General features: G+C 65.5%; 23 protein-coding genes and 1 pseudogene. 8 read left to right on the top strand and 16 right to left on the bottom strand.

Features of this window, described 5'->3' with window-relative positions; all coding sequences use genetic code 11:
• Positions 1 to 4: 4 nt before the first annotated feature.
• Both NWE53_RS03660 and NWE53_RS03655 read right to left on the bottom strand, forming a co-directional pair.
• Entirely contained in the window at positions 5 to 1,201 is a 1,197-nt protein-coding gene (locus NWE53_RS03660) for an amino acid ABC transporter permease (protein WP_265053024.1), read from the bottom strand.
• A gap of 617 nt (positions 1,202 to 1,818) precedes the next feature.
• On the bottom strand, positions 1,819 to 2,841 hold the full coding sequence (locus tag NWE53_RS03655) for an amino acid ABC transporter substrate-binding protein (protein ID WP_265053023.1): 1,023 nt from the start codon (positions 2,839 to 2,841) through the stop codon (positions 1,819 to 1,821).
• Between the two features lie 262 nt (positions 2,842 to 3,103).
• Here NWE53_RS03655 and metC point away from each other — a divergent pair, with 262 nt between their 5' ends.
• Positions 3,104 to 4,294 (top strand): cystathionine beta-lyase, encoded by a 1,191-nt coding sequence (gene metC / locus NWE53_RS03650; protein ID WP_265053022.1) that lies wholly within the window; start codon positions 3,104 to 3,106, stop codon positions 4,292 to 4,294.
• Between the two features lie 41 nt (positions 4,295 to 4,335).
• On the opposite strand, the gene ppx is transcribed toward metC, so the two are convergent.
• The 5 genes from ppx to NWE53_RS03625 form a co-directional block, all read right to left on the bottom strand.
• Positions 4,336 to 5,910 (bottom strand): exopolyphosphatase, encoded by a 1,575-nt coding sequence (gene ppx, locus NWE53_RS03645; RefSeq protein WP_265053021.1) that lies wholly within the window; start codon positions 5,908 to 5,910, stop codon positions 4,336 to 4,338.
• The gene (locus tag NWE53_RS03640; protein ID WP_265053020.1) at positions 5,846 to 8,041 is read right to left on the bottom strand and encodes an RNA degradosome polyphosphate kinase; all 2,196 of its coding nucleotides are present in this window, start codon (positions 8,039 to 8,041) and stop codon (positions 5,846 to 5,848) included. The genes ppx and NWE53_RS03640 overlap by 65 nt, the downstream gene beginning before the upstream one ends.
• 123 nt (positions 8,042 to 8,164) lie before the next feature.
• On the bottom strand, positions 8,165 to 8,863 hold the full coding sequence (locus NWE53_RS03635; protein ID WP_265053019.1) for a P-loop NTPase family protein: 699 nt from the start codon (positions 8,861 to 8,863) through the stop codon (positions 8,165 to 8,167).
• Between the two features lie 7 nt (positions 8,864 to 8,870).
• Entirely contained in the window at positions 8,871 to 9,980 is a 1,110-nt protein-coding gene (locus tag NWE53_RS03630) for an AI-2E family transporter (RefSeq protein WP_265053018.1), read from the bottom strand.
• A gap of 92 nt (positions 9,981 to 10,072) precedes the next feature.
• Positions 10,073 to 10,603, bottom strand: coding sequence for a CDP-alcohol phosphatidyltransferase family protein (locus NWE53_RS03625; RefSeq protein ID WP_265053017.1), 531 nt, complete (start codon positions 10,601 to 10,603; stop codon positions 10,073 to 10,075).
• A gap of 142 nt (positions 10,604 to 10,745) precedes the next feature.
• Here NWE53_RS03625 and purM point away from each other — a divergent pair, with 142 nt between their 5' ends.
• Together purM and purN are read left to right on the top strand one after the other, a co-directional pair.
• Positions 10,746 to 11,819, top strand: coding sequence for a phosphoribosylformylglycinamidine cyclo-ligase (gene purM, locus NWE53_RS03620; protein WP_265053016.1), 1,074 nt, complete (start codon positions 10,746 to 10,748; stop codon positions 11,817 to 11,819).
• Complete coding sequence (purN, locus tag NWE53_RS03615) at positions 11,816 to 12,439, top strand: phosphoribosylglycinamide formyltransferase (protein ID WP_265053015.1); 624 nt, start codon at positions 11,816 to 11,818, stop codon at positions 12,437 to 12,439. The genes purM and purN overlap by 4 nt, the downstream gene beginning before the upstream one ends.
• 89 nt (positions 12,440 to 12,528) lie before the next feature.
• Here the strand turns inward: purN and NWE53_RS03610 are convergent.
• From NWE53_RS03610 to NWE53_RS03600, 3 genes and pseudogenes are all read right to left on the bottom strand, one after another.
• Positions 12,529 to 13,197: pseudogene (locus tag NWE53_RS03610) on the bottom strand (helix-turn-helix transcriptional regulator); the annotation flags it as partial.
• A gap of 187 nt (positions 13,198 to 13,384) precedes the next feature.
• Positions 13,385 to 13,747 carry a hypothetical protein gene (locus NWE53_RS03605; RefSeq protein WP_265053014.1) on the bottom strand — a complete coding sequence of 121 codons (363 nt, stop codon included), beginning with the start codon at positions 13,745 to 13,747 and terminating at the stop codon, positions 13,385 to 13,387.
• 86 nt (positions 13,748 to 13,833) lie between these two features.
• A complete protein-coding gene (locus tag NWE53_RS03600; protein ID WP_265053013.1) occupies positions 13,834 to 14,031 on the bottom strand; it encodes a hypothetical protein in 198 nt (65 codons plus the stop codon).
• A 285-nt stretch (positions 14,032 to 14,316) separates the two neighbouring features.
• Here NWE53_RS03600 and NWE53_RS03595 point away from each other — a divergent pair, with 285 nt between their 5' ends.
• The gene (locus NWE53_RS03595; protein WP_265053012.1) at positions 14,317 to 15,159 is read left to right on the top strand and encodes a MipA/OmpV family protein; all 843 of its coding nucleotides are present in this window, start codon (positions 14,317 to 14,319) and stop codon (positions 15,157 to 15,159) included.
• Between the two features lie 112 nt (positions 15,160 to 15,271).
• On the opposite strand, the gene ndk is transcribed toward NWE53_RS03595, so the two are convergent.
• Positions 15,272 to 15,694 (bottom strand): nucleoside-diphosphate kinase, encoded by a 423-nt coding sequence (gene ndk, locus NWE53_RS03590; RefSeq protein ID WP_265053011.1) that lies wholly within the window; start codon positions 15,692 to 15,694, stop codon positions 15,272 to 15,274.
• A 158-nt stretch (positions 15,695 to 15,852) separates the two neighbouring features.
• Here ndk and NWE53_RS03585 point away from each other — a divergent pair, with 158 nt between their 5' ends.
• Positions 15,853 to 15,987: a hypothetical protein gene (locus NWE53_RS03585; RefSeq protein WP_265053010.1), complete on the top strand. Its 135-nt coding sequence runs from the start codon at positions 15,853 to 15,855 to the stop codon at positions 15,985 to 15,987.
• A 45-nt stretch (positions 15,988 to 16,032) separates the two neighbouring features.
• Here NWE53_RS03585 and NWE53_RS03580 read toward each other — a convergent pair whose 3' ends face one another.
• Complete coding sequence (locus NWE53_RS03580; protein ID WP_265053009.1) at positions 16,033 to 16,302, bottom strand: sel1 repeat family protein; 270 nt, start codon at positions 16,300 to 16,302, stop codon at positions 16,033 to 16,035.
• A 349-nt stretch (positions 16,303 to 16,651) separates the two neighbouring features.
• Here NWE53_RS03580 and NWE53_RS03575 point away from each other — a divergent pair, with 349 nt between their 5' ends.
• Positions 16,652 to 17,038 carry a DUF2147 domain-containing protein gene (locus tag NWE53_RS03575; protein ID WP_265053008.1) on the top strand — a complete coding sequence of 129 codons (387 nt, stop codon included), beginning with the start codon at positions 16,652 to 16,654 and terminating at the stop codon, positions 17,036 to 17,038.
• Positions 17,039 to 17,149: 111 nt separating this feature from the next.
• On the opposite strand, the gene NWE53_RS03570 is transcribed toward NWE53_RS03575, so the two are convergent.
• The 4 genes from NWE53_RS03570 to gatB all read right to left on the bottom strand — a co-directional run bounded on the left by NWE53_RS03570 (position 17,150) and on the right by gatB (position 20,675).
• Positions 17,150 to 17,857 carry a glutathione S-transferase N-terminal domain-containing protein gene (locus tag NWE53_RS03570; RefSeq protein ID WP_265053007.1) on the bottom strand — a complete coding sequence of 236 codons (708 nt, stop codon included), beginning with the start codon at positions 17,855 to 17,857 and terminating at the stop codon, positions 17,150 to 17,152.
• 165 nt (positions 17,858 to 18,022) lie between these two features.
• Positions 18,023 to 18,517, bottom strand: a complete 495-nt coding sequence (locus NWE53_RS03565; protein WP_265053006.1) for a GNAT family N-acetyltransferase — start codon at positions 18,515 to 18,517, stop codon at positions 18,023 to 18,025.
• Positions 18,518 to 18,546: 29 nt separating this feature from the next.
• Positions 18,547 to 19,053, bottom strand: coding sequence for a GNAT family N-acetyltransferase (locus tag NWE53_RS03560; protein ID WP_265053005.1), 507 nt, complete (start codon positions 19,051 to 19,053; stop codon positions 18,547 to 18,549).
• A gap of 140 nt (positions 19,054 to 19,193) precedes the next feature.
• The gene (gatB, locus tag NWE53_RS03555) at positions 19,194 to 20,675 is read right to left on the bottom strand and encodes an Asp-tRNA(Asn)/Glu-tRNA(Gln) amidotransferase subunit GatB (RefSeq protein WP_265053004.1); all 1,482 of its coding nucleotides are present in this window, start codon (positions 20,673 to 20,675) and stop codon (positions 19,194 to 19,196) included.
• A gap of 274 nt (positions 20,676 to 20,949) precedes the next feature.
• Here gatB and NWE53_RS03550 point away from each other — a divergent pair, with 274 nt between their 5' ends.
• Positions 20,950 to 22,104, top strand: coding sequence for an efflux RND transporter periplasmic adaptor subunit (locus NWE53_RS03550; RefSeq protein ID WP_265053003.1), 1,155 nt, complete (start codon positions 20,950 to 20,952; stop codon positions 22,102 to 22,104).
• Between the two features lie 71 nt (positions 22,105 to 22,175).
• The gene (locus NWE53_RS03545; protein ID WP_265053002.1) at positions 22,176 to 25,376 is read left to right on the top strand and encodes an efflux RND transporter permease subunit; all 3,201 of its coding nucleotides are present in this window, start codon (positions 22,176 to 22,178) and stop codon (positions 25,374 to 25,376) included.
• Positions 25,377 to 25,446: the final 70 nt, after the last annotated feature.

The following is a 25,446-nucleotide window of genomic DNA, read 5'->3' as shown; positions in this document are numbered from 1 at the left end:
GCCCTCACCGTTCAACCAGCGCCATGCGCTTGTTGTAGATGTTCATGAAGAACGACGTCACCAGCGAGATCGTCAGATAGACCGCCATGGTGATCGCCACGACCTCGACCGCCTGGCCGGTCTGGTTCAGCACCGTGCCGGTGAAGACCTGCACGAGATCGGGATAGCCGATCGCCACCGCCAGCGAGGAGTTCTTGGTGAGGTTGAGGTATTGCGAGGTCAGCGGCGGGATGATGACGCGCATCGCCTGCGGGATGACGACGAGCTTCAGCGTCGGGCCGGAGCGCAGACCGAGCGCGTTGGCCGCCTCCGTCTGCCCCCTGGACACCGCCAGAATGCCGGCCCGCACCACCTCGGCGATGAAGCCACCCGTGTAGGTCGACAGGCCGATCAGGAGCGCGACGAATTCCGGATAGATCTGCATGCCGCCGGTCAGGTTGAAGCGTCCCTGCTGCGGATAGTCGAAGGTGAGCGGACGGCCCGTGATGAAGAACACGAGAAGCGGCAGCCCGACGATGAGCGCGAGCGCGACCCAGCCGTTGTGGTACTGCTTGCCGGTCTGCATCTGCTGGCGCCGCGACCAGACGAAGAAGGCGATCGCCCCGGCGATGCCGATGAAGAAGGCGATGACGACCGCCTCGAAGGCCGGGCCGAAATTCGGGCTCGGCAGGATGATGCCGCGGTTGTTGAGATAGATGCTGCCGGGCAGCGCAATCGAGTTGCGGGCATCAGGCAACGGCTTCAGCACCGCGTTGTACCAGAAGAAGAGCTGGAGCAGCAGCGGGATGTTGCGGATCACCTCGACATAGATCATCGCCAGCTTGGCGACGATCCAGTTGTTGGAAAGGCGCGCCACACCGACGAAGAAGCCGATCATGGTGGCGAGTACGATGCCGAGCGCGGCGACGAGAAGCGTGTTGAGCAGTCCGACCAGGAAGGCCTGGCCATAGGTCGAGCCACCGGATGCCGAGAACGGGATCAGCTTCTGATTGACGTCGAAACCGGCAGCGTTGTTCCAGAAGCCGAAACCGGAGGCGATCTTCTGGGCACGAAGGTTCTCGATGGCGTTGGATGCGGCCGACCAGATCAGGAAGCCGACGACCGCCAAAAGAAGGATCTGATAGACATAGCCGCGGATCTTGGGGTCGTAGAACAACGACGCCTTGCCGGGTGATACCGTTTCGGTCGGAATGCTCGACACTTGTCACGCCCTTTTTGCTTCGCTTGTTGCGGCCGGCGATCCTTCGGCGGTGCGGTTGCGCCGAGGTCGTGTTGTTGTCCGTGCCGCTATTCTTCGTGTTTCGTGCAGGAGGCGCGCCATGCGAGGGAGCGCCTCCCCGTCATTCAGGGAAGCGTCGCGCTACCGACGCAGATAGCTGCCGCCCCCGCGGCAGTCGCGATCTCTGTCCTCATGCCGCCGTACCCCTGTTCGGAGCGGGTTTGTCCCGCTCTCCCCGATTGTGCAAATCTTGAGCAGCAAATGCCGATGCGGCAAGTCCTGCTGACGTAAATTTCCAATCAGCAAATCCCGGACCAACCGCCCCGGTGGCCCTGTCCGGCGCCGTCCGCAAATTTCTGCGCCCCCGCCCTCGTCGTCAACGAACAATCCCGTCAGCGGGAGGGAGCGGCACACAGCCTGCCGGAGACCCCTTTCCTGAAGACCGTGCCGGGCGAAATGAAGCTCTCTCGCGCAAGATCTGCCGGTGCCTGCCGAGATACAGGAACGCCGCGAAACGCTTGCAGGCGGCTCGCGGCGATGGTGCAGCGGATGTCACTAAAAAACGGGGCACCGGTCAGGCCGGCGCCCCGCAAGACGTATCAGCGAACCGGTGGGGCGTATTGCAGTCCGCCCTTGGTCCAGAGCGCGTTCTGACCGCGGGCGATCTTCAGCAGCGAGCCCTGGCCGACGTTGCGCTCGAAGGATTCGCCGTAGTTGCCGACGTGCTTGACGATGCGGACAACCCAGTCCGCCGTCAGGCCGACCTGCTCGCCGAACTTGCCCTCGGTGCCGAGCAGGCGCTTGACCTCGGGGTTATCCGACTTGAGCTGCTGATCGACGTTGGCCTGGGTCACGCCCAGTTCCTCGGCGTTCAGCATGGCGAAGCCGACCCACTTCACCAGGTTGAACCATTGCGGGTCGTTGTTGCGGACGGACGGGCCGAGCGGCTCCTTGGAGATGATCTCCGGCAGGACGATGTGGTCGTCGGGGTTCGTCAGCTTCAGGCGCTCGGCATAGAGGCCCGAGGCGTCGGTAGTGAAGGCGTCGCAGCGGCCGGCGTCATAGGCCTTGATCGTCTCGTCCGCCGAGGCGAAGGCGACGACTTCGTACTTCAGGTTGTTGGCACGGAAGTAGTCGGCCAGGTTGAGTTCGGTCGTGGTGCCCTGCTGGGTGCAGACCGAGGCGCCGGAAAGCTGCAGCGCCGAGTTCACGCCGAGCTTCTTGCGGACCATGAAGCCCTGGCCGTCATAGTAGTTCGCGCTGGTGAAGAGCAGGCCGAGCGACGCGTCGCGCGTCATCGTCCAGGTCGAGTTGCGGACCAGCACATCGATCTCGCCCGACTGCAGCGCGGTGAAGCGATCCTTGGCCGAGAGCGGGATGAACTTCACCTTGTTCGGGTCGTTGAAGATTGTCGCTGCGATGGCGCGGCAGACATCGACGTCGAGCCCCTTCCAGTTGCCCTGCGCATCCGGAACGCCGAAGCCGGCGAGCCCGGTGTTGGAGCCGCAGTTGAGGGCGCCGCGCTGCTTGACCTGCGCGAGGGTCGCCTGGGCGGAGGCCCCGGTCGCGGAAACGGCCATGCCAATTCCCGCTGCGAGGGCGGCTGCTACAAACTTTTTCATCGGTACTCTCCCATTGAAGCCACGTTCCCGGCTCGCGCCGAACGCCATCCTGGTCTCGCCGCCGGCAGCGATTTCGCTGCTCGGTTCACCTTGCGGTTGCGCGGCGCCCCCGTCATCGAGTCGATTGCCAGAGCGACCCATGAGCGTCAAGCAACCGCCATACGCATGAGCCGCCCCTTGTCCACTGCATACATCACATGCGAGTTTGTGGGTCGTGGTCAAGTGCGACCGCATTCTCCCGCCTGCCGGACGTGCCGTTTCCATGAAAAAGCTGTCTTCGCCTGAATTTGCCCGCCTCGGCGAGCGGACACGCCTTGTGCTTGCCGGCCGCGACCCCGAGGACAGTTACGGCTTTGTCAATCCGCCCATCGTACGAGGCTCCACGGTCGTTTACCCGAACACGGCGGACTTCCTGGTTCGCAAGGCGCGCTACACCTACGGCACGGATGGCAGCCCGACGCTGGACGCGCTGATCGCGGCGGCCAACACGATCGAGGGCGGTGCCGGTGTGGTCGCCACCCCGTCCGGGCTTCTTGCCTGCACGCTCGCCTTCCTGACCATCCTGTCCTCCGGCGATCATGTCCTGGTGACGGACAGCGTCTACCGCCCGACGCGCATCTTCTGCGACACGTTCCTGAAGCGCATGGGCGTAGAGGTCACCTATTACGATCCGCTGATCGGCGGCGACATCGCCAAGCTCTTCAAGCCGAACACCAAGGCGGTCTGGACCGAGGCGCCGGGGTCCCAGACCTTCGAGATGCAGGATATCCCCGCCATCGTGGCGGCAGCCCATGAGCGGGACATCCTGGTCGCGTTGGACAACACCTGGGCGACGCCGCTGTTCTTCGACAGCCACAAATTCGGCGTCGACTTCTCGGTGCAGGCCGGCACGAAGTATTACGCCGCGCATTCGGACGTGCTGATCGGCACCATCTCGGCGCGGACACCGGAACAGTTCAAGAAGCTCAAGGCCGCCTGGCACCAGCTCGGGATGATCGTGGCGCCGGAAGACGCCTTCCTGACGCTGCGCGGCATGCGCACCATGGCCGTGCGGCTCAAGGAGCAGATGCCGGCCGGCATCGCCATGGCCGAATGGCTACGCGCGCGCCCCGAAGTCGCCCGTGTCCTTCACCCCGCCCTGCCGGGCGCACCGGGGCATGAAATCTGGAAGCGCGACTTCACCGGCGCGTCCTCGCTCTTCACGATCGAGCTCGAACCGGTTTCGATGACGGCGGTCGGCGCGATGCTGGACGGGCTGACGCTGTTCGGCATCGGCGCATCCTGGGGCGGCTATGAGAGCCTCGTCCTGCCCTTCGACTGCAAGGACTACCGCACCGCGACCAAGCCGGACTTCAAGGGTCCGACGATCCGCATCCATATCGGGCTGGAAGACATCGAGGATCTGAAAGCCGATCTCGATGCCGGCTTCGCGCGGTTGCGCGCCGCGGCCTGACAAACCAAGGCCGCCGGTCTCTCGGTCTCCGGCCGGCTCGTTCAGAGTCGGCCGATCTCGACATCACGCCCGAGCAGCTTGGCGAGCTGCTTGAGGCGGCCTTCGACACGGTCGCTGGCCAGAGCGGCGAGATCGTCCGGAAAGCGCAGCACCAGGCGGTTGTCGACACAGGCTGCCGGGATACGCGGCAGGATGCCGGCCATGCCGGCGGACAAGAGATAGGCGACACGGAAGATCGCCGCGATCAGCGTCGCACGGGCGAGCAGGGTCGGCTGCAGCAATGTCTTCAGGCCATCGGCAGCCGGAGAGCTTGCCTTGAGGCCGGCGTAACGATGGAAGATCGTCAGTGCCAGGAACGCCCGCCCGACATGGTCGATGCCCGTGAAATAGGCATGCGCGATCACGTTCATGCTCTGCTCGCCGCGATAGTCGGGATGGGCGCGCCAGCCGATGTCGGACAACAGGCAGACGGTCTCGATCAGCCGTCCCGACGGCTCGTCCTGCGGTAGGCCCGCGGTTTCGAGGATGCCGCTCGCCCAGGCGATCAGGTCGGCAGCATGGCGCGGATCGCGAGCCCGCAGGAGATTGTAGTCGCGCGCGGCCTGCAGCAGCGGATCGGCCACCTGTTCCGCCGGCGAAAGCTGCTCGTGCAGGAGGCCCTCGCGCACGCCCTGGGCGGAGATGACGATGTTGCGCGGCTTACCGCGCTTGATCAGTTCGTCGAGCACGAGCGCGCCATAGGCGAGCAACGGACGCCGCGCCGAGGACACCGAATCGATCGCGTCGAGGACCGACGCATCGGCCCGCTCGACCAGCTTGGCGAAATCGGCCGCATCCTTCGGCGGAATCGCATAGCCATGCATGACGTTGAGGGGGTAATTCGCGCGTCGCTGGTGCAGGGTCGCCAGCGCGCGCCAGGTCCCGCCGACGGCATAGAAGTCGCGGCCCTTCATCGCAGCGAGCTGCGGCAGCTTGTCGAGTTCGTCCCGGACGATCTTCTCGGCCGCCCGGATCGAGCCCTTCGAGCGATCGAGCAGCGCGAGGCCGCCAAGCGGCACGCTGGCGCCCTTCCCCACTGCGCCGTTCTTGACGGAAATCAGCTCAAGGCTGCCGCCGCCGAGATCGCCGACGACCCCGTCGGGGGCATCGAAACCGGAGATCACGCCGAGGCCCGAGAGAATCGCCTCGCGGCCGCCGGAGATCAGCTCGATCGGCTGGCCGACCGCCTTCTCGGCGCGAGCGATGAAGTCCGGCCCGTTCTCGGCATAGCGCGCGGCGGCCGTGGCGATGACGCGAATCTCGCCGACATGCATCGCCTCGCAGAGGATGCGAAAGCGCACGAGCGCGTGGATCGCCTTATCGATCGCATCCGCGGCGAGCCGGCCGGTCGAGGCGACCTGCCGGCCGAGCCCCGCCATCTCCTTCTCGTTGAAGACCTGCGAAGGCGCCCGCGCCAGCATCTCGTAGACGACGAGGCGGACCGAGTTCGAGCCGATATCGACGATGGCGATGGTGTCGGAGAGCGCAAGCCGCCCCGGCGCGTGCCTGAGCTCAGGCTTTACGGCCTCCCCGGCGCGTGAGGGAACGGGGACTTGAATTGGAGAGCGATTTTCCACGTCCAGACAGACTCGGGTTTGTCATGAAGTACTTATGCGCGTTGAACGGCTCTTCGTTCGCCGCCGGGACAATGCGGCGCGAGCCGCCATCGGCCAATATCGTCCAGCTCTGCTCGTTGTCGAGCAGGTTGGCCAACATAATCTGATCGAGCAACTGCTGATGCACCGTCGGGTTCAGAATCGGCGTCAGCGCCTCGACCCGGCGATCGAGGTTGCGCGGCATCAGGTCCGCCGATGAGATCGAGACCTTGGCCTTGGCCGAGGGCAGTCCGTGGCCGGCGCCGAAGGCATAGATGCGGGTGTGCTCGAGGAAGCGGCCGATGATCGACTTGACGCGGATGTTGTCCGACAGGCCGGGCACACCCGGCCGCAGGCAGCAGATGCCGCGCACGACGAAGTCGATCTCGACGCCGGCCTGGCTGGCATCATAGAGCGCGTCGATGATCTCGGGATCGACCAGCGAGTTGCACTTGCCCCAGATCGCACCCTTGCGGCCGGCCTTCACATGCGCGACCTCCTCGGCGATGTCGGCAAGCAGCCGCTGCTTCAGACCGGTCGGCGAGATGGCCATGCGCTCCAGCCCGTCGGGCTCGGCATAGCCGGTGATGAAATTGAAGACGCGCGCGACGTCCTGCGCGATCACCGGGTCGGCGGTGAAGAAAGAGACGTCGGTATAGATGCGCGCCGTGATCGGGTGATAGTTGCCGGTCGCGATATGGCAGTAGCTGACGAGCTGGCCCGCCTCGCGGCGCACGACCAGCGAGAGCTTGGCGTGGGTCTTGAGCTCGATGAAGCCGTAGACGACCTGGACGCCGGCGCGCTCCATCTCCTTGGCCCAGCGGATGTTCGCCTCTTCGTCGAAGCGGGCCTTGAGCTCGACCAGCGCGGTGACGGACTTACCGGCCTCGGCTGCTTCCGTCAGCGCCTTGACGATCGGCGAGTTCGCGGAGGTGCGGTAGAGCGTCTGCTTGATCGCGACGACGTTGGGATCGCGCGCCGCCTGCTGCAGGAACTGCACGACGACGTCGAAGCTCTCATAGGGGTGGTGGACGAGCAGGTCCTTCTGGCGGATCGCGGCGAAGCAATCGCCGCCATGCTCGCGGATGCGCTCCGGGAAGCGGGCGTTGTAAGGCTTGAACTTCAGGTCCGACCGGTCGACGCCGACGAGCTGGGAAAGCTCGTTCAGTCCGATCATGCCGTCGACCTCGACGATCTCGTCGGCATCGACCTTGAGTTCGCGCACGATCAGCCGGCGCAGATGGTCGGGCATGCCGAGCGAAAGCTCGAGTCGGATGACGACGCCGAGCCGGCGCTGCTTCAGCATCGTCTCGAAGACGCGGACGAGGTCCTCTGCCTCCTCCTCGATATCGAGATCGGAGTCGCGGATGACGCGGAAGGAGCCGGTTCCCTTGACCTCGTAGCCGGGGAAGAGCTTGCCGATGAAGAGCGAGATGGCATCCTCGAGCGTGATGAAGCGATGCAGGCCTTCGCGGGCAAGGTCGGGCAATTCGATGAAGCGGTCGATCTTGATCGGCACGCGGATCAGCGCGTCGAGCTGGCGCCCGTCGTTCTTGCGCTCCAGCGCCAGCGCGATGGTGAAGCCGAGATTGGGGATGAAGGGGAACGGGTGCGCCGGGTCGATCGCCAGCGGCGTCAGCACCGGGAAGACGTAGTTGAGGAAGTAGTCCTCCAGCCAGATCCGATCCTGCGAGCCGATATCGGCGGGCTGCAGCAGGTGGATGCGGTTCTCATGCAGATCGTGCCGCAGCTCGGCCCAGCGGGCCTGCTGGTCACCGGTCAGTGCGTGGACGGCCTCGCCGATCGCAACGAGCTGCTCGGCCGGGGTCAGCCCATCCTGGCTGCGGGTGACGACGCCGGCCTTGAGCTGCTCGCGCAGGCCGGAGACGCGGACCATGAAGAACTCGTCGAGATTGTTCGCCGAGATCGAGAGGAAGCGCAGCTGCTCCAGCAATGGATGGCTGCGGTTCGAGGCCTCTTCCATGACGCGGCGATTGAACTGCAGCCAGCTGAGCTCGCGATTCATGAAGCGCCCGGGCTGCTGACGCAGCGCCAGCGAGTCGGTCTCGCCGGTGAGCCGCTCCGGCTCGTCGGTCACGGTATCGAGATTCATGCGCTTCACCCGCGTCCTGGTCGCTTTTTCGCTCATGGCGCCGTTGAAGCCATTCTAGCGTGACGTTTCGATGACAGGCGACATGATTTCACGCCGAGACATGTCGGTCTTGCCCGCGATCGCTCAACCCGGCTCTTCCGGGAAGAGTTCCGCCAGCACCTCCTGCACCAGCAGGCGCGTCACCCGCCGGCCGCGCTCCAGCGCCACGCGATCGAGACGGTCGACGACCTGCCGGGCGGCGGCGAAGGAGCGCTCCATCCTCAAGGTGAGGGCTTCAATCACGGCGGTGTCGACGACGAGCTGCCGGTCGATGAAGAGCTTGACCAGGACCGCTCGCAGAAGCCCGTCATCGGGCGGCTCGATGGTGGCGCTCGGCGCCAGCCGCAGTCGTGACAGCAGGTCGGGCACGCGCAGGCCCCAAAGATCGGGCTGGCGGCGCGCCGTCAGGAGCAGCGAGCCGCCGCGCGCCTTGACCGCGTTCATCAGATGGAACAGCGCGGCCTCGTCAATCGGGCCGGCATCGCAATCCTCGATCACCAGCGCGCCGCCCGAGACCAGATGCGGCACCTTGGCCTCGCTCAATTCGACGGCGGAAAGCGTCCAGGCATGGGCGGCGCGGGCCCAGATGGCGGCGAGATGGGTCTTGCCGGCGCCTTCGGGCCCGGTCAGGCGCAGCCAGGCATCCGGCCATTGCGGCCAGCTTTCGACGAGCCCGTAGGCCGCCTCATTCGACGGGCCGACCAGAAAATCCTCGACGCCATGGCGGCTGTCGACGGGCAGGTCGAAGGCGAGTTGGCGCGGGCGCGGCGGTATGTCGGACATGATCGGATCAGAGATCGGCGTCGGCGCGCGCCCTCGTCCGGGCCGTGCGCGTCGTTTCGCTGCCATGGTAGAGCTTGCTGGCCAGATATTCCCTGAGCGCGAAGCGGCAGAGCACGCCGATGACCGCTGCAAGCGGCACCGCGAGCAGCAACCCGACGAAGCCGAACAGGGAGCCGAAGGCAAGCAGCGCGAACATCAGCCAGACCGGATGCACGCCGATCGAATCGCCGACGAATTTCGGCTGGAAGATGTTTCCTTCGAGGAACTGCCCGGCAAAGAAGACGCCGAGCGTCACCAGCGGCCAAGTCCAGTCCGGCCAGAACTGCACGATGGCGACGCCGACCGACAGCACGAGCCCGGTCAGCGAGCCGACATAGGGAATGAAGGAGAGGAAGCCCGAGATGATGCCGATCAGGGCGCCGAAATTGACGCCGATCACGCTGAGTCCGATCGCATAGAAGCTGCCGAGCAACACGCAGACCAAGGCCTGGCCGCGCAGGAAGCCGGCGATGGCCAGATCCATCTCGTGCAATAGCCCGCGAATGGTGTCGCGGTGGTCGCGCGGCAGCCAGCTGTCGACGGTCGCGACCATCCGGTCCCAGTCGACCAGCAGATAAAAGGCGATGACCGGCGTCAGTACCAGCAGCGAGAACACGCCGACGATGGCGGTGCCGCCGCTCCAGAGCGACTGAAGCAGGCCGCCGACCCATTTCGTCGCCTCGCCGACGAGGTTGCCGAGCGAGTTCTGCGCTTCCTGCTGCAGGTTTCCTCCGCCGAAACGCTCGAGCCAGGGGGCGCCCTTCTCCATCGCGAGCGCCTGGAGCTTGGCGGCATCGGCGGGCAATCTCTCGACGAGTCCGGCCAGCTGCCGTCCCAGCAGCGGCGCCAGCAGCACGAGCGCCAATACGAAGACGATCAGGAAGACGATCAGGATGACGATCGTCGCCGTCAGCCGGTTCATGCCCATCCGCTCCAGCCTGTCGGCCAGCGGATCGAGCAGATAGGCGAGGGCCAATGCTGCGATGAAGGGCAGCAGGATATCCCGCAGCACCACCAGCAGGAGGATGAAAACCAGGAGGGACCCGAGCCAAAAGCCGATCTGGCGTTGCAACGTCATCGATCAGCCTCTTTCGCGTCTCCGGCCGGCGGAAGGGGATAGATGTGCATGGAAGCCCATGGTTCCAAGCCGCGGCGGCGGGTGAAGACCGGTCAGCCCGCCATATGGCGCAGCCAGAAGGCGAGATAGGCCGTCATCGAGGCGAGCGTCAACAGAGCGACGAGAATCTCGCCAATTGTGGAGACGTGGCCGGGATCGATCCCGAAGGCGCGCGAGCCGAGCGCCAACGCCGCGAAGGCGATCTGCGCGGCCGTGTTGAGCTTGCTGACGAGCAAGGGGGCGATCGTCACCGGCCGGTCCATCAGCCAGGACAGGATCACCGCCGCCACGATCATCAGGTCGCGCGCCACGACGATGATGACCAGCCAGGTCGGAATGGCGCCGACCATGGCCAGGGTGATGTAGATCGAGACGATCAGCGCCTTGTCGGCGATCGGGTCGAGATAGGCGCCAAGCTCGCTCGCCATGCCGCAACGCTTCGCGAGGAAGCCGTCGACGGCATCGGATATGCCGGCCACAACGAAGATGATGAAGGCGCCTTCCCACTGCGCATTGACGATCATGACGATCACCACCGGCACCAGGAAGAGCCGGCCGACCGTGATCAGGTTGGGGATCGTCATTCACAACGCCCGAGCGAAACTCGACAGAGAGCGATGCTAAGGGCGCCGGCAGTGGATCGGCAAGAGCGAAAACGCCGATACGCCTTGCAAGGCGCGGCGTGCTTGCCTATCGCTCGCGCGACCACAAGGAAGGCAGAATTCAATGAGCAAGCCCGGTGCGAACGGACTGACCTATGCGCAGGCGGGTGTCGATATCGACGCCGGCAATGCCATGGTCGACGAGATCAAGCCGCTGGTGCGCGCCACGCGCCGGCCGGGCGCGGACGCCGAGATCGGCGGCTTCGGCGGGCTGTTCGATCTCAAGGCCGCCGGCTTCAACGATCCCATCCTCGTCGCCGCCAATGACGGCGTCGGCACCAAGGTGAAGATCGCGATCGAGAGCGGGCTGCATTCGACGATCGGCATCGACCTCGTCGCGATGTGCGTCAACGACCTGATCGTGCAGGGCGCCGAGCCCCTGCTCTTCCTCGACTATTACGCCACCGGCAAGCTCGATCCCAAGGTCGGCGTCGAGATCGTGCGCGGCATCGCCGATGGCTGCCGCCAGGCCGGCTGCGCGCTGATCGGCGGCGAGACCGCCGAGATGCCCGGCATGTACGCCGAGAAGGACTACGACCTCGCCGGTTTCGCGGTTGGCGCCGCCGAGCGCGGCACCTTGCTGCCGCGCGGGGACCTGAAGCCCGGCGATGTGGTGTTCGGCCTGCCCTCCTCCGGCGTGCACTCCAACGGCTATTCGCTGGTGCGCCGCATCGTCCAGCTCAGCGGCCTCGCCTGGGAGGCGCCCGCCCCCTTCGCGCCGGAAAAGACCCTGGCCGAAGCCCTGCTGGAGCCGACCCGCATTTATGTGAAGCCCTTGCTTCAGGCGCTGAAGGCAACCGAGGGCATCAAGGCGCTGGCGCATATCACCGGCGGCGGCTTCCCTGATAACATCCCGCGCGTGCTGCCCGAGGGGCTCGGCGTCGCGCTCGACCTGCCCGCGATCCCCGTACCGCCCGTCTTCGGCTGGCTCGCACGGATCGGCGGCGTCGTCGAGCGCGAGATGCTGCGCACCTTCAACTGCGGCATCGGCATGATCGTGGCAGCCGATGCGGCCAAGGCCGACGAGGTTTTCGCCGCGCTGAAGGCGGCCGGCGAAGCTCCGGTCAAGCTCGGCGAGATCGTCCCGGTCTCGGGCGGCGAGGAGCAGGTCAGTTATCGCGGCAAGCTCTCGCTGTGAGCCCAAAGCCTGCCCGCATGCGCGTCGGAGTGCTGATCTCCGGGCGCGGCTCCAACATGGTCTCGCTGGCGGAGGCGGCGCAGTCGCCGGACTATCCGGCCGAGATCGCGCTCGTCATCTCCAACATCCCGGATGTCCTTGGGCTGGAACGGGCGCGGGGCTTCGGCATCGCCACTGCGACGGTCGACCACAAAACGTTCGGCAAAGACCGCGAGGCGTTCGAGCGCGCGATGGACGAGCTGCTGCGCGTCAACCAGATCGAGCTCATCGTGCTCGCCGGTTTCATGCGCATCCTGACCCCCTGGTTCGTGAAGCGCTGGGAAGGGCGGGTGATCAACATCCACCCCTCCCTGCTGCCGCTGTTCAAGGGCACGCATACCCACCGGCAGGCGCTTGAAGCCGGCGTCGTCGAGCATGGCTGTTCGGCGCATTTCGTCGTGCCCGACCTCGATGCCGGGCCTGTGATCCTACAGGCGAAGGTGCCGGTTCTGCCTGGCGACGACGAAGACAAGCTGGCACAGCGCGTCCTCGTCGAGGAACACAAGCTCTATCCGGCGGCGCTGGCCGAGGTCGCCTCCGGCCGGGCGAGACTCGCGGGGGATGCCGTCATCCGAGCCTGATCGTCCTCAGGCCGCTTCGCACCGAGCGGAAGCTCGCCGCCGCCCTCGCGCTTGCAGCGCTCCCATTCCTCGCGGGTCTTCTCCTCTTCCTTCTGCCAGCGGCGGAAAAGATCGGCACGGCGGGCGGGATAACGCTCTTCCAGCGCGGTGAGCCCGGTCATGCGGTCGGTGCGGAAATGGCGGAAGGCCTGCCTGAGCTCGCACCAGGCGATGACGATGCGCACGCGCTCGTAGAAGGTCATGCCGATCGGCCAGATCATGCGCTGAGTCGCATGGCCGCTCTCGTCGCTGTACTCGATCGAAAGCTTGCGGCCATTGCGGATGGCGGCGCGCACGGCGGCGACATCGACCTGATCGGACGGCACATCGCCGGGATAAGAAGCGGCGAACAGCGCGCCGTCGAGCAGGATCGGCCGGAGATGCGGCGGTAACACGGCCGCGACCTTGCTGACCACATCCTCCGCCGCACGCGCCAAAACCGGGTCGGCGCGTTCGCTCAGCCAGCGCATGCCGACCAGCACCGCCTCGATCTCGTCGGGCGAGAGCATCAGCGGCGGCAGGTCAAAGCCGGCGTCGAGCACATAGCCGATGCCGGCCTCGCCGCGCACAGGCACGCCCTGGCGCACGAGCGCGCCGATGTCGCGGTAGACCGTGCGCACGGAGACGTCGAGCTCGGAGGCCAGCGTCTCGGCGGTAACGGGGCGCCTGCGTCGCCGCAGGCTCTGGATCATGTCGAGCAATCGTTCGGCGCGCTGCACGGCGTCGTCTCCCCACTCGTCTCCGGTCCAATGCCCGTTCCGTTCGACCGGAGCGATCGAACGGATGACGGCTTTGACCTGCGGCAAGATGGCTCAGCCGCGCTGACAGCTTCTGTCAGGAGTCTGTCAGCAGCAAGGCGAGGTGGGAAGAATACGAACGCGCCAGTGCGCCGGCGTGTCGATCAGCTCAGAACGGGCGCTTGAGCTTGCACTGGTCGATGAAGCGGAGGCCCTTTTCGCGGGCCGTATCGTTGAAGTAGCCGGTGTCACGGAACGCCTGGATCTCATCCTTGGTCATGGCGTTGACAGTGCCCTTGGCGTAGCAGCTGCAGGGCGTGTGCACGGCCTCGCGCGTCGTGCCGAGGAGCTGCGACTGCGTGACAAGGCAGGCGTCGAAGGCGCGCAGCTGGATCATGTAGGGGGTCAGGTTCTTCGCCGTCGGATCGGGAGCCGGCAGCGTCGTGGAGCTGCTCGCGGCATAGGCCGAAACGCTCGCCAGGATCGATAGTCCACCGGCCAGCACGACCGCACCCATCCGCCGCATCATCATGATTCCGCCTGCTCTTCGAGAATGGGGCACATCGAAGACCACATGCTGCGCCCGTTTCCCGGCATGGTCATAGAGCTAGCTCAACGTCAAGAGGATGCGTGTTCGCTCATCGCTGTTTTCAGGGACAGTGCTTCCGCTGCGACGCTCTCCGGCTCGTCGCAGCCCATATGCCGGGCGCCAGAGTCGATCCCGAGTCCCGCTTCGTCGATCACCGGAGCCCGGTCCGCCAGCTCGAGAAACACGGCGGCGCAAAGCAGCCAGACAACCGCCACTTCCATGATCATCGCCGCCTCCTGCGACCCTGTCGATCGGAGCCTTCCGCTCCCTGGGACACATTCTGGCCACCATCGATTAACGGGCGGTTCCCGGTGCCCGCCGGCGCCAGCCTCCGGCACGGCCACGGCGGCTGCGATCAAGCCCGGCTAACGCCAAGAAAAAGCTCTGAAGTCACAACACATTGATATTCCTGAGATAACGAAAAACTCACCTTAACCGCGCATTAATCCCCTTCCCTCAGATTGCCTCCATTCAAATCCATCGGGCGCGCTGTCGCGTCGGAGTTCTGGACTATGCGTTGCGTTGCGTATCTGGCGGGTCTGGCGACCTGCTTCTTCCTCTCGCTGCCTGGCCAAGCCCAGGCGCAGTCGAAAGACTACTCCACCCTGACCTCGCCCCAATCGGCGCAGAACTGGTATGTGACGCTTGGTGCAGGCGTGCGCTATCAGCCCGACTACACCGGCTCGGACGATTACGTGTTCCGCGCGCGCCCCATCATCTCGCTGGGCAAGGGCCTGAAGAGCACATGGTGGAGCGCCGAGGACGACGCGATGCTGAGCATCGGCGTCTTCTCCGGCCAGGGCTGGCGCATCGGCTTCTCCGGCGACCTGCTCTGGAAGCGCAGCGCCAAGGTCAATCCGTTGCTCGTCGCCGTGCCCGCGACCAAGTTCGGCGCCGAGGCCGGCGCCTTCGCCGAATTCTATCCGACGTCCTGGCTGCGAGGCCGGGTCGACCTGCGCCGCGGCATCGTCGCGCATGACGGCGTCGTCGCCGACCTCAAGCTCGATGCCTTCACCAATATGGGCCCGTGGACTCTCGGTGTCGGCCCGCGCATGCGGATCGCCTCGGCGGACTATGTCCGGACCTATTTCGGCACCTATGGAGCCCAGCCCGGTACCGGCGGCCTGCTGCAGCGCTTCAACACCGGCGTCCATACGGTCGGCGCCCTGGCGCAGATCACCTATCACTGGTCGGATCAGCTCAAGACCACGGCCTATGTCGAGTACAAGCACCTCGTCGGCGACGCGACCCGCTCGGCCATCGTCAGGCCGTTCGGCTCGCGCGACTCGCTCACCATCGGCCTCTCGGCGAGCTACTCCTTCGATACCGGGTCGAGCTATTCTCTAGGGCTCTGAGGACAACGGCATCGTGGCCGGGCTTGCCCGGCCGCGGACAGAAGCCCGAAAAGAAAAAAAGGCGGACCGGGAAACCGGTCCGCCTTTTCTGCTTGTCAGGAAGCGGCTGCGATCAGCCGACGATCTCGTTGCCCGCGAAGAACTGGGCGATCTCGATGGCCGCGGTCTCCGGCGCGTCCGAGCCGTGCACGGTGTTCTCGCCGACCGACTCGGCGAAGAGCTTGCGGATGGTGCCCTCGGCGGCGTTGGCCGGGTTGGTGGCGCCCATCACGTCACGATACGCGGCGATCGCGTTCTCGCCTTCCAGCACCTGCACGACCACGGGGCCGGAGGTCATGAAGTCGACGAGCTCGCCGAAGAAGGGACGCGCCGAGTGGACGGCATAGAAGGTCTCGGCCTGAGCCTTGGTCATCTGGATGCGCTTCTGAGCGACGATGCGCAGGCCGGCCTTCTCGATGACCGCGTTGACCGCGCCAGTGAGATTGCGCTTCGTCGCATCGGGCTTGAGAATGGAGAAGGTACGCTGAACAGCCATCGAAAAATCCTAGGGTACGAAAAGGGAATTGCGGCGCGCTTATAGCCGCCGCTTTCGTCCCTCACAAGGCAGGGGAACGGTCCGGCTCGTCCGCAATCCGCAAGCCCGCGGATCATTTTCGTGCTAGGATCGCGCCTGGAGAACAAGGGAGGCGATCCATGGGTATCGTCGCGATTGTATTCCTGGCCTGTCTGGCGTCGCTCTGCGAATTGCTTCTGGTGACGGCCGACGGCATCACCAAGGACCGCAGGGGCAACATGCCCCCGCCTTCGGGCGGTATCGGAGCGTTCTGAACCGCGCGTACAAGCGCGGCGTCGGGATATCCGAACGTGGCCCTCTCAGTGCCGCGTGAGGAAAGCGCGTGCTTCGCGCAGTGCCTCGGCGATCTCGTCCCGGCTCATCTCAAGCGCGAGCTCCTGACGATGGGCCGCTGCCCGGGCGCAACCGCGGGCAAAGGCGACGTTGAACCATTTCTGCGCCGCGACGAGGTCAACGACCCCTGCCCGCCCCGAAGCATGCATCAGCCCGAGTTCGCAATAGGCCTCGGCCGACACCTCAGCCGGGATCACCAGCGAAGCGGGAACAGCGCTCATCTCCATACGTGCCATGACACCACCCTCTTTTTCGTTGTCCCGGCCACCCGTCCAAGGCCCCGGTCGATGGATGCGAGAGTGAGCTCGACCTTTAAAATGCGCGCTAAATTTTGCGGTGAATCGAGTCTCAACGAGGCGTAATCGTCCGGTTAAAGTAACCAAGGATTCACTTCAGAATTCCGAAAATACAAGCGATTTCAACCGGATGCCGAAGCGCCTTCGCACGCACCGTTGAGATTGGATTCACCTTGCGCAACGGACGGGCCGCAACCTCTTCCCTTGCGGCACCTTGAGCTGCGCCTAAACCCCGATATAGTTCATATCTGAACCATGCAGGCATAGCGGGTCGGACAAGGAGGATCGGATGAAGAACGGGATCGGATCTAGGCTCGCGGCGCTGGCGGCGCTCGGCATGCTGGCGAGCGTCGCGACAGCGGCGGCGCAGGAAGTGGCAGGCGTCTGGGAGCGCGACACGGGCGCCTCGCGAGTGCGCTTCACCAAATGCGGCGAGGCGCTTTGCGGCACGATCTCCTGGCTCAAGGAGCAGAACGGGCCGGCCAAGGTCGGCCAGCGCATATTCTACGACATGAAGCCCGACGGCGATGGCAAATGGGCCGGCAGCGCCTTCAACCCGGAAGACGGCAAGACCTATTCGGGAACGATGAAGCTCTCCGGCAGCACGCTGACCACCGCTGGCTGCGTGATGGGCGGGCTGATCTGCCGCTCGGTCAAGTGGACGCGGTCGAACTGAGGTTCTCACGTCCTAGGCGGGGAAACGTCATCCTCGGGCGAAGCGAAGCGCAGACCCGAGGATCTCTTTTCGAGAGATGCCCGGGTCAAGCCCGGGCATGACGATTTACGTTCAGCGGGCCTTCTGGCCGAAGAGGACCGCCTTTTCCTCGGGCGTGCTGATGCCGGCGGGGTTGCGCAACTCCTCCGCCGCCTTCAGCCCGCGCTGGACCGCCGGGCGCGCCTGCATCGTCTCCAGCCAGCGCGCGACATTAGGGAACTGCCTGATGTCCTGGCCCTGCCGCTCCCAGCCGCGTGCCCAGCCGATGCAGGCCATGTCGGCGATGGAATACTCGCCGCAGATATAATCGCGGCCTTCGAGGCGCTTGTTCAGCACGCCGTAGAGGCGGTTGGCCTCGTTGGTGTAGCGGTCGATGGCGTAGGCCACCTTCTCCGGCGCGTAGATGCGGAAGTGATGGGTCTGGCCGAGCATTGGGCCGAAGCCTCCCATCTGCCAGAACAGCCATTCGTCGACGGCGACACGGCCACGCTCGTCCTTCGGGTAGAACTTGCCCGTCTTGCGGCCGAGATACTGCAGGATGGCGCCGGATTCGAAGACCGAGATCGGCTTGCCGTCCGGCCCGTCGGGATCGACGATCGCCGGCATGCGGTTGTTCGGGGATATCGCGAGGAATTCCGGCTTGAACTGGTCGCCCTTGCCGATGTTCACCGGCACAATGGTGTAGGGCAGCCCGCACTCCTCGAGCATGATGGAGATTTTCCAGCCGTTCGGCGTTGGCCAGTAATAGAGGTCGATCGGCTTGGCGGCAGCTTCGGACATCAGTCTCTTCCTTCCTGGCGTGAGGCCTCGGCGCGAAACGTAAGGAGCCCGCCGAAGCGCCGGAAGAGGCACGAGCCCGCCCTCAGCGCGACCTCGCCATGCCGCTGGAGCATCGGCCCGACAAGTGGAATGCGGTTTTCGCAAAAGCCGATGCAAGATCAAAGCTCAGGGCGAGACGACCTTCTTGAAGCCCTCATGGCTCTGGTCGAAGCCGAGATTTCGGTAGAAGCGATGGGCGTCGGGCCTCGCCTTGTTCGACGTGAGCTCGACGAGACCTACCCCTCTCGCCGCAGCGTAGGCGAGAGCATGGCGCATCATCACGCCACCGATGCCCAGGCCTCGGCACTCGGGCGCAACATGCACGCTCTCGATCTTGGCGCGAACACGCCCGCGCTCGGCGAGCCCCGGCAGCAGCGAGATCTGATAGGTGCCGACAACGACTCCGCCGCGCTCGGCGACGATCAGGCTGCAATAGGGATTGGCTTTCATCGCCTTGAACGCATCGCGATAGGCTGGATGCAGCGCTTCGGCGGCAATCGCCTCAGGAGTGCGCGTCTGCGTCGGCGCCCCGTGCAGGATCAGTGTGGCGATCCGCGGCACATCGTCTGCCGCGGCTTCGCGAATGAGGATGTCGGATGCGTCGACGGCATTCTGTTTCATTGCGCTTTGTCTCCGAGGCCGAGCGGCCTTCACTCTGCGAAGAGGCGCTTGGCCATCAGCAGCGTGTTCGGTGTGTCGTCGCGTCCGTCGAAGCGGGCCTGTCGCTGCAGGAAGAAGCCCATGCGCTCGTAGAAGGCGATCGCCAGCTCGTTCTGGCTCTCGACCTCGAGCCGGGCAACGGGCGCCTTCGGGAAACAGGCGAGCGCGATCTGCAGCAGCGTGCGGCCGATGCCGACGCCCTGCCAGGCCGGCAGCACGTAGAGCCGCGTCAGCAGCGCCGCGCCATCGCGCTCCGGCCGGGCCGAGGCAGTCGCAACGATATCCTCGCCGATCAGAGCGACGAGGAATACGCCCTCTTCGCGGCCGAGCTGGCTGCGCAGGTTTTCCGGCGAATGCCAGGCATTGGTGATCTCGGCGACCCGCTGCCAGCCGTAGACGCCGTCATAGGTGGCGTGCCAGGTCTCGACCAAAAGCGCCCTCACCGCCAGAATATCGGCGGCTTCAGCGTCGCGGATGACGAGACCTGCGGGCGTCATCCCAATCGTCCAGCTTGCACAAGAAACACCGCCGTCATCCTGGGCTTGACCCGGGATCCATGCCGGCACGCTCCCGTTGAAGGTTCAGGCATGGATCCCGGATCTCCGCTTCGCTACATCCGGGATGACAGCATGTTTGATCACTCGATGCCGAGCTTCTTCTTCAGGATCTCGTTGAGCGCCTGCGGGTTGGCCTTGCCGCCCGAGGCCTTCATCGCCTGGCCGACGAACCAGCCCAGCATGGTCGGCTTGGCCTTGACCTGCTCGACCTTGTCAGGGTTCGCCGCGATGATCTCGTCGACGGCCTTCTCGATCGCGCCGGTGTCGGTGACCTGCTTCATGCCGCGGGTCTCGACGATCTCGCGCGGGTCGCCGCCTTCGGTCCAGACGATCTCGAACAGGTCCTTGGCGATCTTGCCGGAAATGACCCCCTCGCCGATCAGGTCGACGAGCCCGCCGAGCTGGGCAGCCGAGACCGGAGAAGTGGTGACGTCCTGGCCTTCCTTGTTGAGGCGGCCGAACAGCTCGTTGATCACCCAATTGGCGGCGGCCTTGCCGTCCCGGCCCTTGGCGACCGCTTCGAAGTAGTCGGCCTGATCGCGCTCGGCGACCAGAACCGAGGCGTCGTAGGGCGACAACCCGTATTCGGCGATGAAGCGCGCCTTCTTCGCGTCCGGCAGTTCCGGCAGCGCGCCCCTGAGCGACTCGACGAAGGCGTCGTCGAATTCGAGCGGCAGCAGGTCCGGATCGGGGAAGTAGCGGTAGTCATGCGCCTCTTCCTTCGAGCGCATCGAGCGCGTCTCGCCCTTGCCGGGATCGTAGAGGCGCGTTTCCTGGTCGATGGTGCCGCCATCCTCGATGATACCGATCTGGCGGCGCGCCTCGGTCTCGACCGCCTGCCCGATGAAGCGGATCGAGTTGACGTTCTTGATCTCGCAGCGCGTGCCGAGGGCGCCGCCGGGCTTACGAACGGAGACGTTCACATCGGCGCGCAAATTGCCCTTCTCCATGTCGCCGTCGCAGGTGCCGAGATAGCGCAGGATGGTGCGCAGCTTCGAGACATAGGCCTTCGCCTCGTCCGCCGAGCGCAGGTCCGGCTTCGAGACGATTTCCATCAGCGCCACGCCGGAGCGGTTGAGATCGACGAAGCTCATGGTCGGGTGCTGGTCGTGGATCGACTTGCCGGCGTCCTGCTCGAGATGCAGCCGCTCGATGCCCACCGTGATCTGCTCGGTCGGCGAGAGATCGACGACGATCTCGCCTTCGCCCACGATCGGGCTCTTGTACTGGCTGATCTGGTAGCCCTGCGGCAGATCGGGATAGAAGTAGTTCTTGCGATCGAAGACCGAACGGTTGTTGATCTGCGCGCTCAGACCGAGCCCCGTGCGCACGGCCTGGCGGATACATTCGGCGTTGATGACGGGCAGCATGCCGGGCATGGCCGCATCGACGAGGCTGACATGCTCGTTGGGCTCGGCGCCGAAGCCGGTCGAGGCGCCGGAGAACAGCTTGGCATTGGAGGTGACCTGGGCATGGATTTCCATGCCGACGACGATCTCCCAATCGCCGGTCGCGCCCTTGATCAGCTTCTTCGGGTCGGCGGGGCGGGCATGCGCATTCATCTGAAATCTTCCGGCTCGAATGGTCGCCTACGCGTTACGATGTCAGCGGGCGTGCGGCAAGCGTCGTTGCCTCGATCCGCCGCATCAAACCGCCCCGTCATGGTGCAGCGCCGTTGCGCTCCTGCAACCAGATGGCGGGAATATGACTTATATGACGCAATATTGCGCTCTATGATGGGTGATGGTTCTTGACATTCGTCACTCCCCATCCCTTTTTGCGGCACAGACCGGAAAACCCGCTATGTTGCGCCGGTCCGCCACACGGAGTTCCGTCATGCCACGCAGCCGTTTCATCGGCCTGGTGTTCACCGCTATTGCCACGTCGACCGGCTTCACCGCACTCGACGCCGCTGCCCAGGGAGCGCCGCCTGCCCCACCGGTTCAGGTCGCCAGCCCGCTCGCCAAGCGCATCACCAACTGGGATGAGTATACCGGCCGCTTCGAAGCGAGCGAGCAGGTCGAGGTGCGCGCCCGCGTCTCCGGCTTCATCGACAGCGTGCACTTCCCGGACGGCTCGATCGTCCAGAAGGGCGACCTGCTCTTTACCATCGATCAGCGGCCTTACAAACTGGCTGTCGACGTTGCCCGTGCCGAGGTCGCCCGCTCGAAGGCCCAGGTCGAGCTCTCCCAGAACGAGGTCGACCGCGCCGAGGGCCTGACCCAGAACCGCACGATCACGGCTCGCGACGTCGACCAGCGCCGCGCGAACCTCAACAGCGCGATCGGATCGCTGCAGGGCGCCGAGGCCAATCTCAAGAACGCCGAGCTCAATCTCGAATGGACCGAGGTGCGCGCGCCGCTCTCCGGCCGCATCTCGAACCGCCGCGTCGATCCGGGCAACCTGATCGCCGGCGGGCAGTCGGGGGCGACGCTGCTGACGACCATCGTCGCGGTGGCTCCGATCTACTTCACCTTCGACGTCTCGGAAGCCGACTTCCTGCGGTACAACCGCATGGCCAATCTGCGCGACACGACCAGCAAGGACACCGGGACACCGGTCGAGGTGCGGCTTTCCGACGAGACCAAATGGGGTCGCCGCGGCAAGGTCAACTTCCTCGACAACGCCCTGAACGCCCGTTCGGCGACGATCCGCGGCCGCGCCGTGTTCGACAACAAGGACCAGTTCCTGACGCCCGGCGTGTTCGGCCGCCTGCGCTTCTTCGCCGGCGAATCCGACGCGCTGCTGGTGCCCGACACGGTCATCGCCTCGGACCAGGCGAGCAAGGTCGTCCTGACGGTCGGCCCTGAGAACAAGGTCGTGCCGAAGCCAGTCGTGCTCGGGCCGATCAGCGAGGGCTTGAGGGTGATCCGCTCCGGCCTGACGGTCGAGGACAAGGTGATCATCGGCGGCAACGCCAATCCCATGGTCCGCCCCGGTGTCGCCGTCACGCCGCAGCCCGGCGAGATCAAGGTCGCGACGACGAACTGAGCGACCGCCTCCAAGATTGAAACATGGGCGCCTGCGGGCGCCCACCCGCCTTTTCCGGACAGGACATTTCCATGTTCCGCTTCGCCCATTTCTTCATCGACCGGCCGATCTTCGCCACCGTGCTCTCGGTGCTGCTGACGATCGCCGGTGCCATTGCCCAGCGCTCGCTGCCGATCTCCGAGTATCCCGAGATCGCGCCGCCGACCGTCTCGATCACCGCGACCTATCCAGGCGCCTCGGCCGAGGTCGTCGCCGCCACGGTGGCGACGCCGATCGAGCAGGAGGTCAACGGCGTCGACGACATGCTCTACATCACCTCGCAGTCGACCGGCGACGGGCGGGTGACGATCAACGTCGTGTTCAAGGCCGGCGTCGACATCGACCAGGCGCAGGTGCTGGTGCAGAACCGCGTCTCGCAGGCCGAGCCGCGCCTGCCGCAGGAGGTTCGCCAGCTCGGCCTGCAGACGCGCAAGGCCTCGCCCGACTTCCTGATGGTCATCAACATGATCTCGCCGGACGGGTCGCGCGACGCGCAGTACATCTCCAACTACGCCTCGCTCTATGTGAAGGACGTGCTCACCCGCGTCGACGGCGTCGGCGACGTGCAGGTCTTCGGCGCGCGCGACTTCTCGATGCGCATCTGGCTCGATCCGGCCAAGGTCTCGTCGCGCAACCTGACGGCGGGCGACGTCGTCGCCGCGCTCCGGGCCGCGAACGTGCAGGTGGCCGCAGGCGCGCTGAACCAGCCGCCGGCGAAGTCGGACGAGGCCTTCCAGCTCTCGGTCAACACGCTCGGCCGCCTAACGGATGTCTCCGAGTTCGAGAACATCGTCGTGCGTGCCGACGCCGATGGCGGCACGATCCGCGTGCGCGACATCGCCCGCGTCGAGCTCGGCTCGCAGGATTACACCTCCAACGCCTATCTCGATAACAAGAACACCGTCGCCATCGCCGTCTTCCAGCGGCCAGGTTCGAACGCGCTCGCGACCTCAGACTCGCTGATCTCGACGATGAACACGATGGCCAAGCAGTTCCCGGCCGGCCTCGAGCACCGCATCATCTACAACCCGACCGAGTTCATCGGGGAATCCGTCGACGCCGTGGTTCACACCCTGCTCGAGGCGGTGGCGCTCGTCGTCGTCGTGGTGATCCTGTTCCTGCAGACCTGGCGCGCCGCGATCATCCCGATTGTCGCGATCCCGGTCTCGCTGGTCGGCACGTTCCTCGTGATGAGCGCGGTCGGAATCTCCTTCAACACGATCTCGCTGCTCGCGCTCGTCCTGGCGATCGGCATCGTCGTCGACGACGCGATCGTGGTCGTGGAGAACGTCGAGCGCTATCTGGCCGAGGGCATGTCGCCGAAGGAAGCGGCGCACAAGACGATGGACGAGGTCGGCGGCGCGCTGCTGGCGATCGCGCTCGTGCTCTGCGCGGTGTTCATCCCGACTGCCTTCATCAGCGGCCTGCAGGGCACCTTCTACCAGCAGTTCGCGGTCACGATCGCAGCCTCGACGGCGATCTCCTGCTTCGTCTCGCTGACGCTGTCGCCGGCCATGTCGGCGGTGCTGCTGAAGCCGCACAAGAAGCATGACGAGAACGAGCAGCACGGATTCTTCTACAAGCTGGGCGCGCCGATCCGCTGGTTCTTCCACTACTTCAATGCGGGCTTCGACTGGCTCTCGCGGACCTATGGACGCATCACCTCCCGGCTCATCCGCATCGCGGTGATCCTGCTGATCGTCTATTCAGGCCTGATCGCCGCGACCGTCTGGGACATCCGCAGGACCCCCACCGGCCTCGTGCCGCAGCTCGACCGCGGCTACTTCATCGTCGCGATGCAGCTGCCGCCGGGCGCCTCGCTCCAGCGCACCGACGCGGTGCTGCGCAGGGCCAACGAACTGCTGCAGTCGCGGCCGGGCGTCGCCCACACCGTGGCCTTCGCCGGCCTCGACGGCGCGACCTTCACGATCGCGCCGAATGCCGGCGTCGCCTTCGTCACGCTCGCTCCGTTCAAGGATCGCGAGAAGGCGGGACTGACCTCCGCCGGCATCCTGAACGATCTGCGCCAGCAGATGTTCTCGATTCCCGAGGCCTTCGCTCTGGTGATCGAGCCGCCGGCCATTCCCGGCATCGGCACAGGCGGCGGCCTCAAGGGCTATGTGCAGGACCGCAGCGGCCGCGGGCTCCCCGCGCTGGAAGGCGCGGCCTGGATCGTCGCCGGCTCGGCCGGACAGGTGCAGGGCATCCAGCAGCCCTTCACCCTGTTCTCGACCAAGACGCCGCAGATCTATGCCGATATCGACCGCACCAAGGCGGAGATGCTCGGCGTGCCGATCACGCGCATCTTCGAGACGCTGTCGGTCTATATGGGCTCGGCCTATATCAACGACTTCAACCTGCTGGGCCGCACCTTCCGCGTCACCGCGCAGGCCGACAATCCCTTCCGTCTCACGACGCGCGACGTCGCCGGTCTCAAGACCCGCAACGCGGATGGCGAGATGGTGCCGATCGGCTCGGTCGCCTCCTTCCAGGACACGACCGGCGCCTATCGCGTGCCGCGCTACAACCTCTATCCGGCGGCCGAGGTGCAGCTCTCGATGGCGCACGGCTTCTCGACCGGACAGGGCATCGCGGCAGTCGAGAAGATCGCGGCGGAGCGGCTGCCGGCCGGCTTCGGCTTCGAGTGGACCGAGATCGCGCTGCAGGAGAAGCTCGCCGGCAACACCGCGATCGTCGCCTTCGGGCTAGCGGTGGTGTTCGTCTTCCTGCTGCTGGCGGCGCTTTACGAAAGCTGGCTCCTGCCGCTCTCGGTCATCCTGATCGTGCCGATGTGTATCCTGGCCGCGATGTTCGGGGTGAACTACGCCGGGCTCGACCGGAACATCCTCGTCGATATCGGCCTCGTCGTGCTCGTCGGCCTCGCCGCCAAGAACGCGATCCTGATCGTCGAGTTCGCCAAGCAGGCGGAGGAGGAAGGCATGCACCGTCGCGACGCGGCGATCGCAGCCGCCCGCACCCGTCTGCGGCCGATCCTGATGACCTCGATGGCCTTCATCCTCGGCGTGCTGCCGCTGACCATCTCGGTCGGCGCCGGTGCCGAGATGCGCCAGGCGATGGGCATCGCGGTGTTCTCCGGCATGCTGGGCGTGACGATCTTCGGCCTGATCTTCACGCCGGTGTTCTACGTGATGGTGCGCTGGCTGGCCGATCTGCGCGGGAGCAAGCGCAAGGTCGCAGCGCAGGTGCCGCAGCAGCCGAGCGGCGCGCACTGACCGCTCGGCCGTCTTTCCGGGGCTTCGCGACAGCGAAGAGCCCGGAATCCATGAACACCGCAGAAATGGA

Origin of the sequence: Bosea sp. NBC_00550 (genome assembly GCF_026020075.1) — a bacterium.
Classification (GTDB): Bacteria; Pseudomonadota; Alphaproteobacteria; order Rhizobiales; family Beijerinckiaceae; genus Allobosea.
The sequence above is the reverse complement of the archived record's forward strand: the minus strand, read 5'-3'. Positions and strand labels throughout refer to the sequence as shown.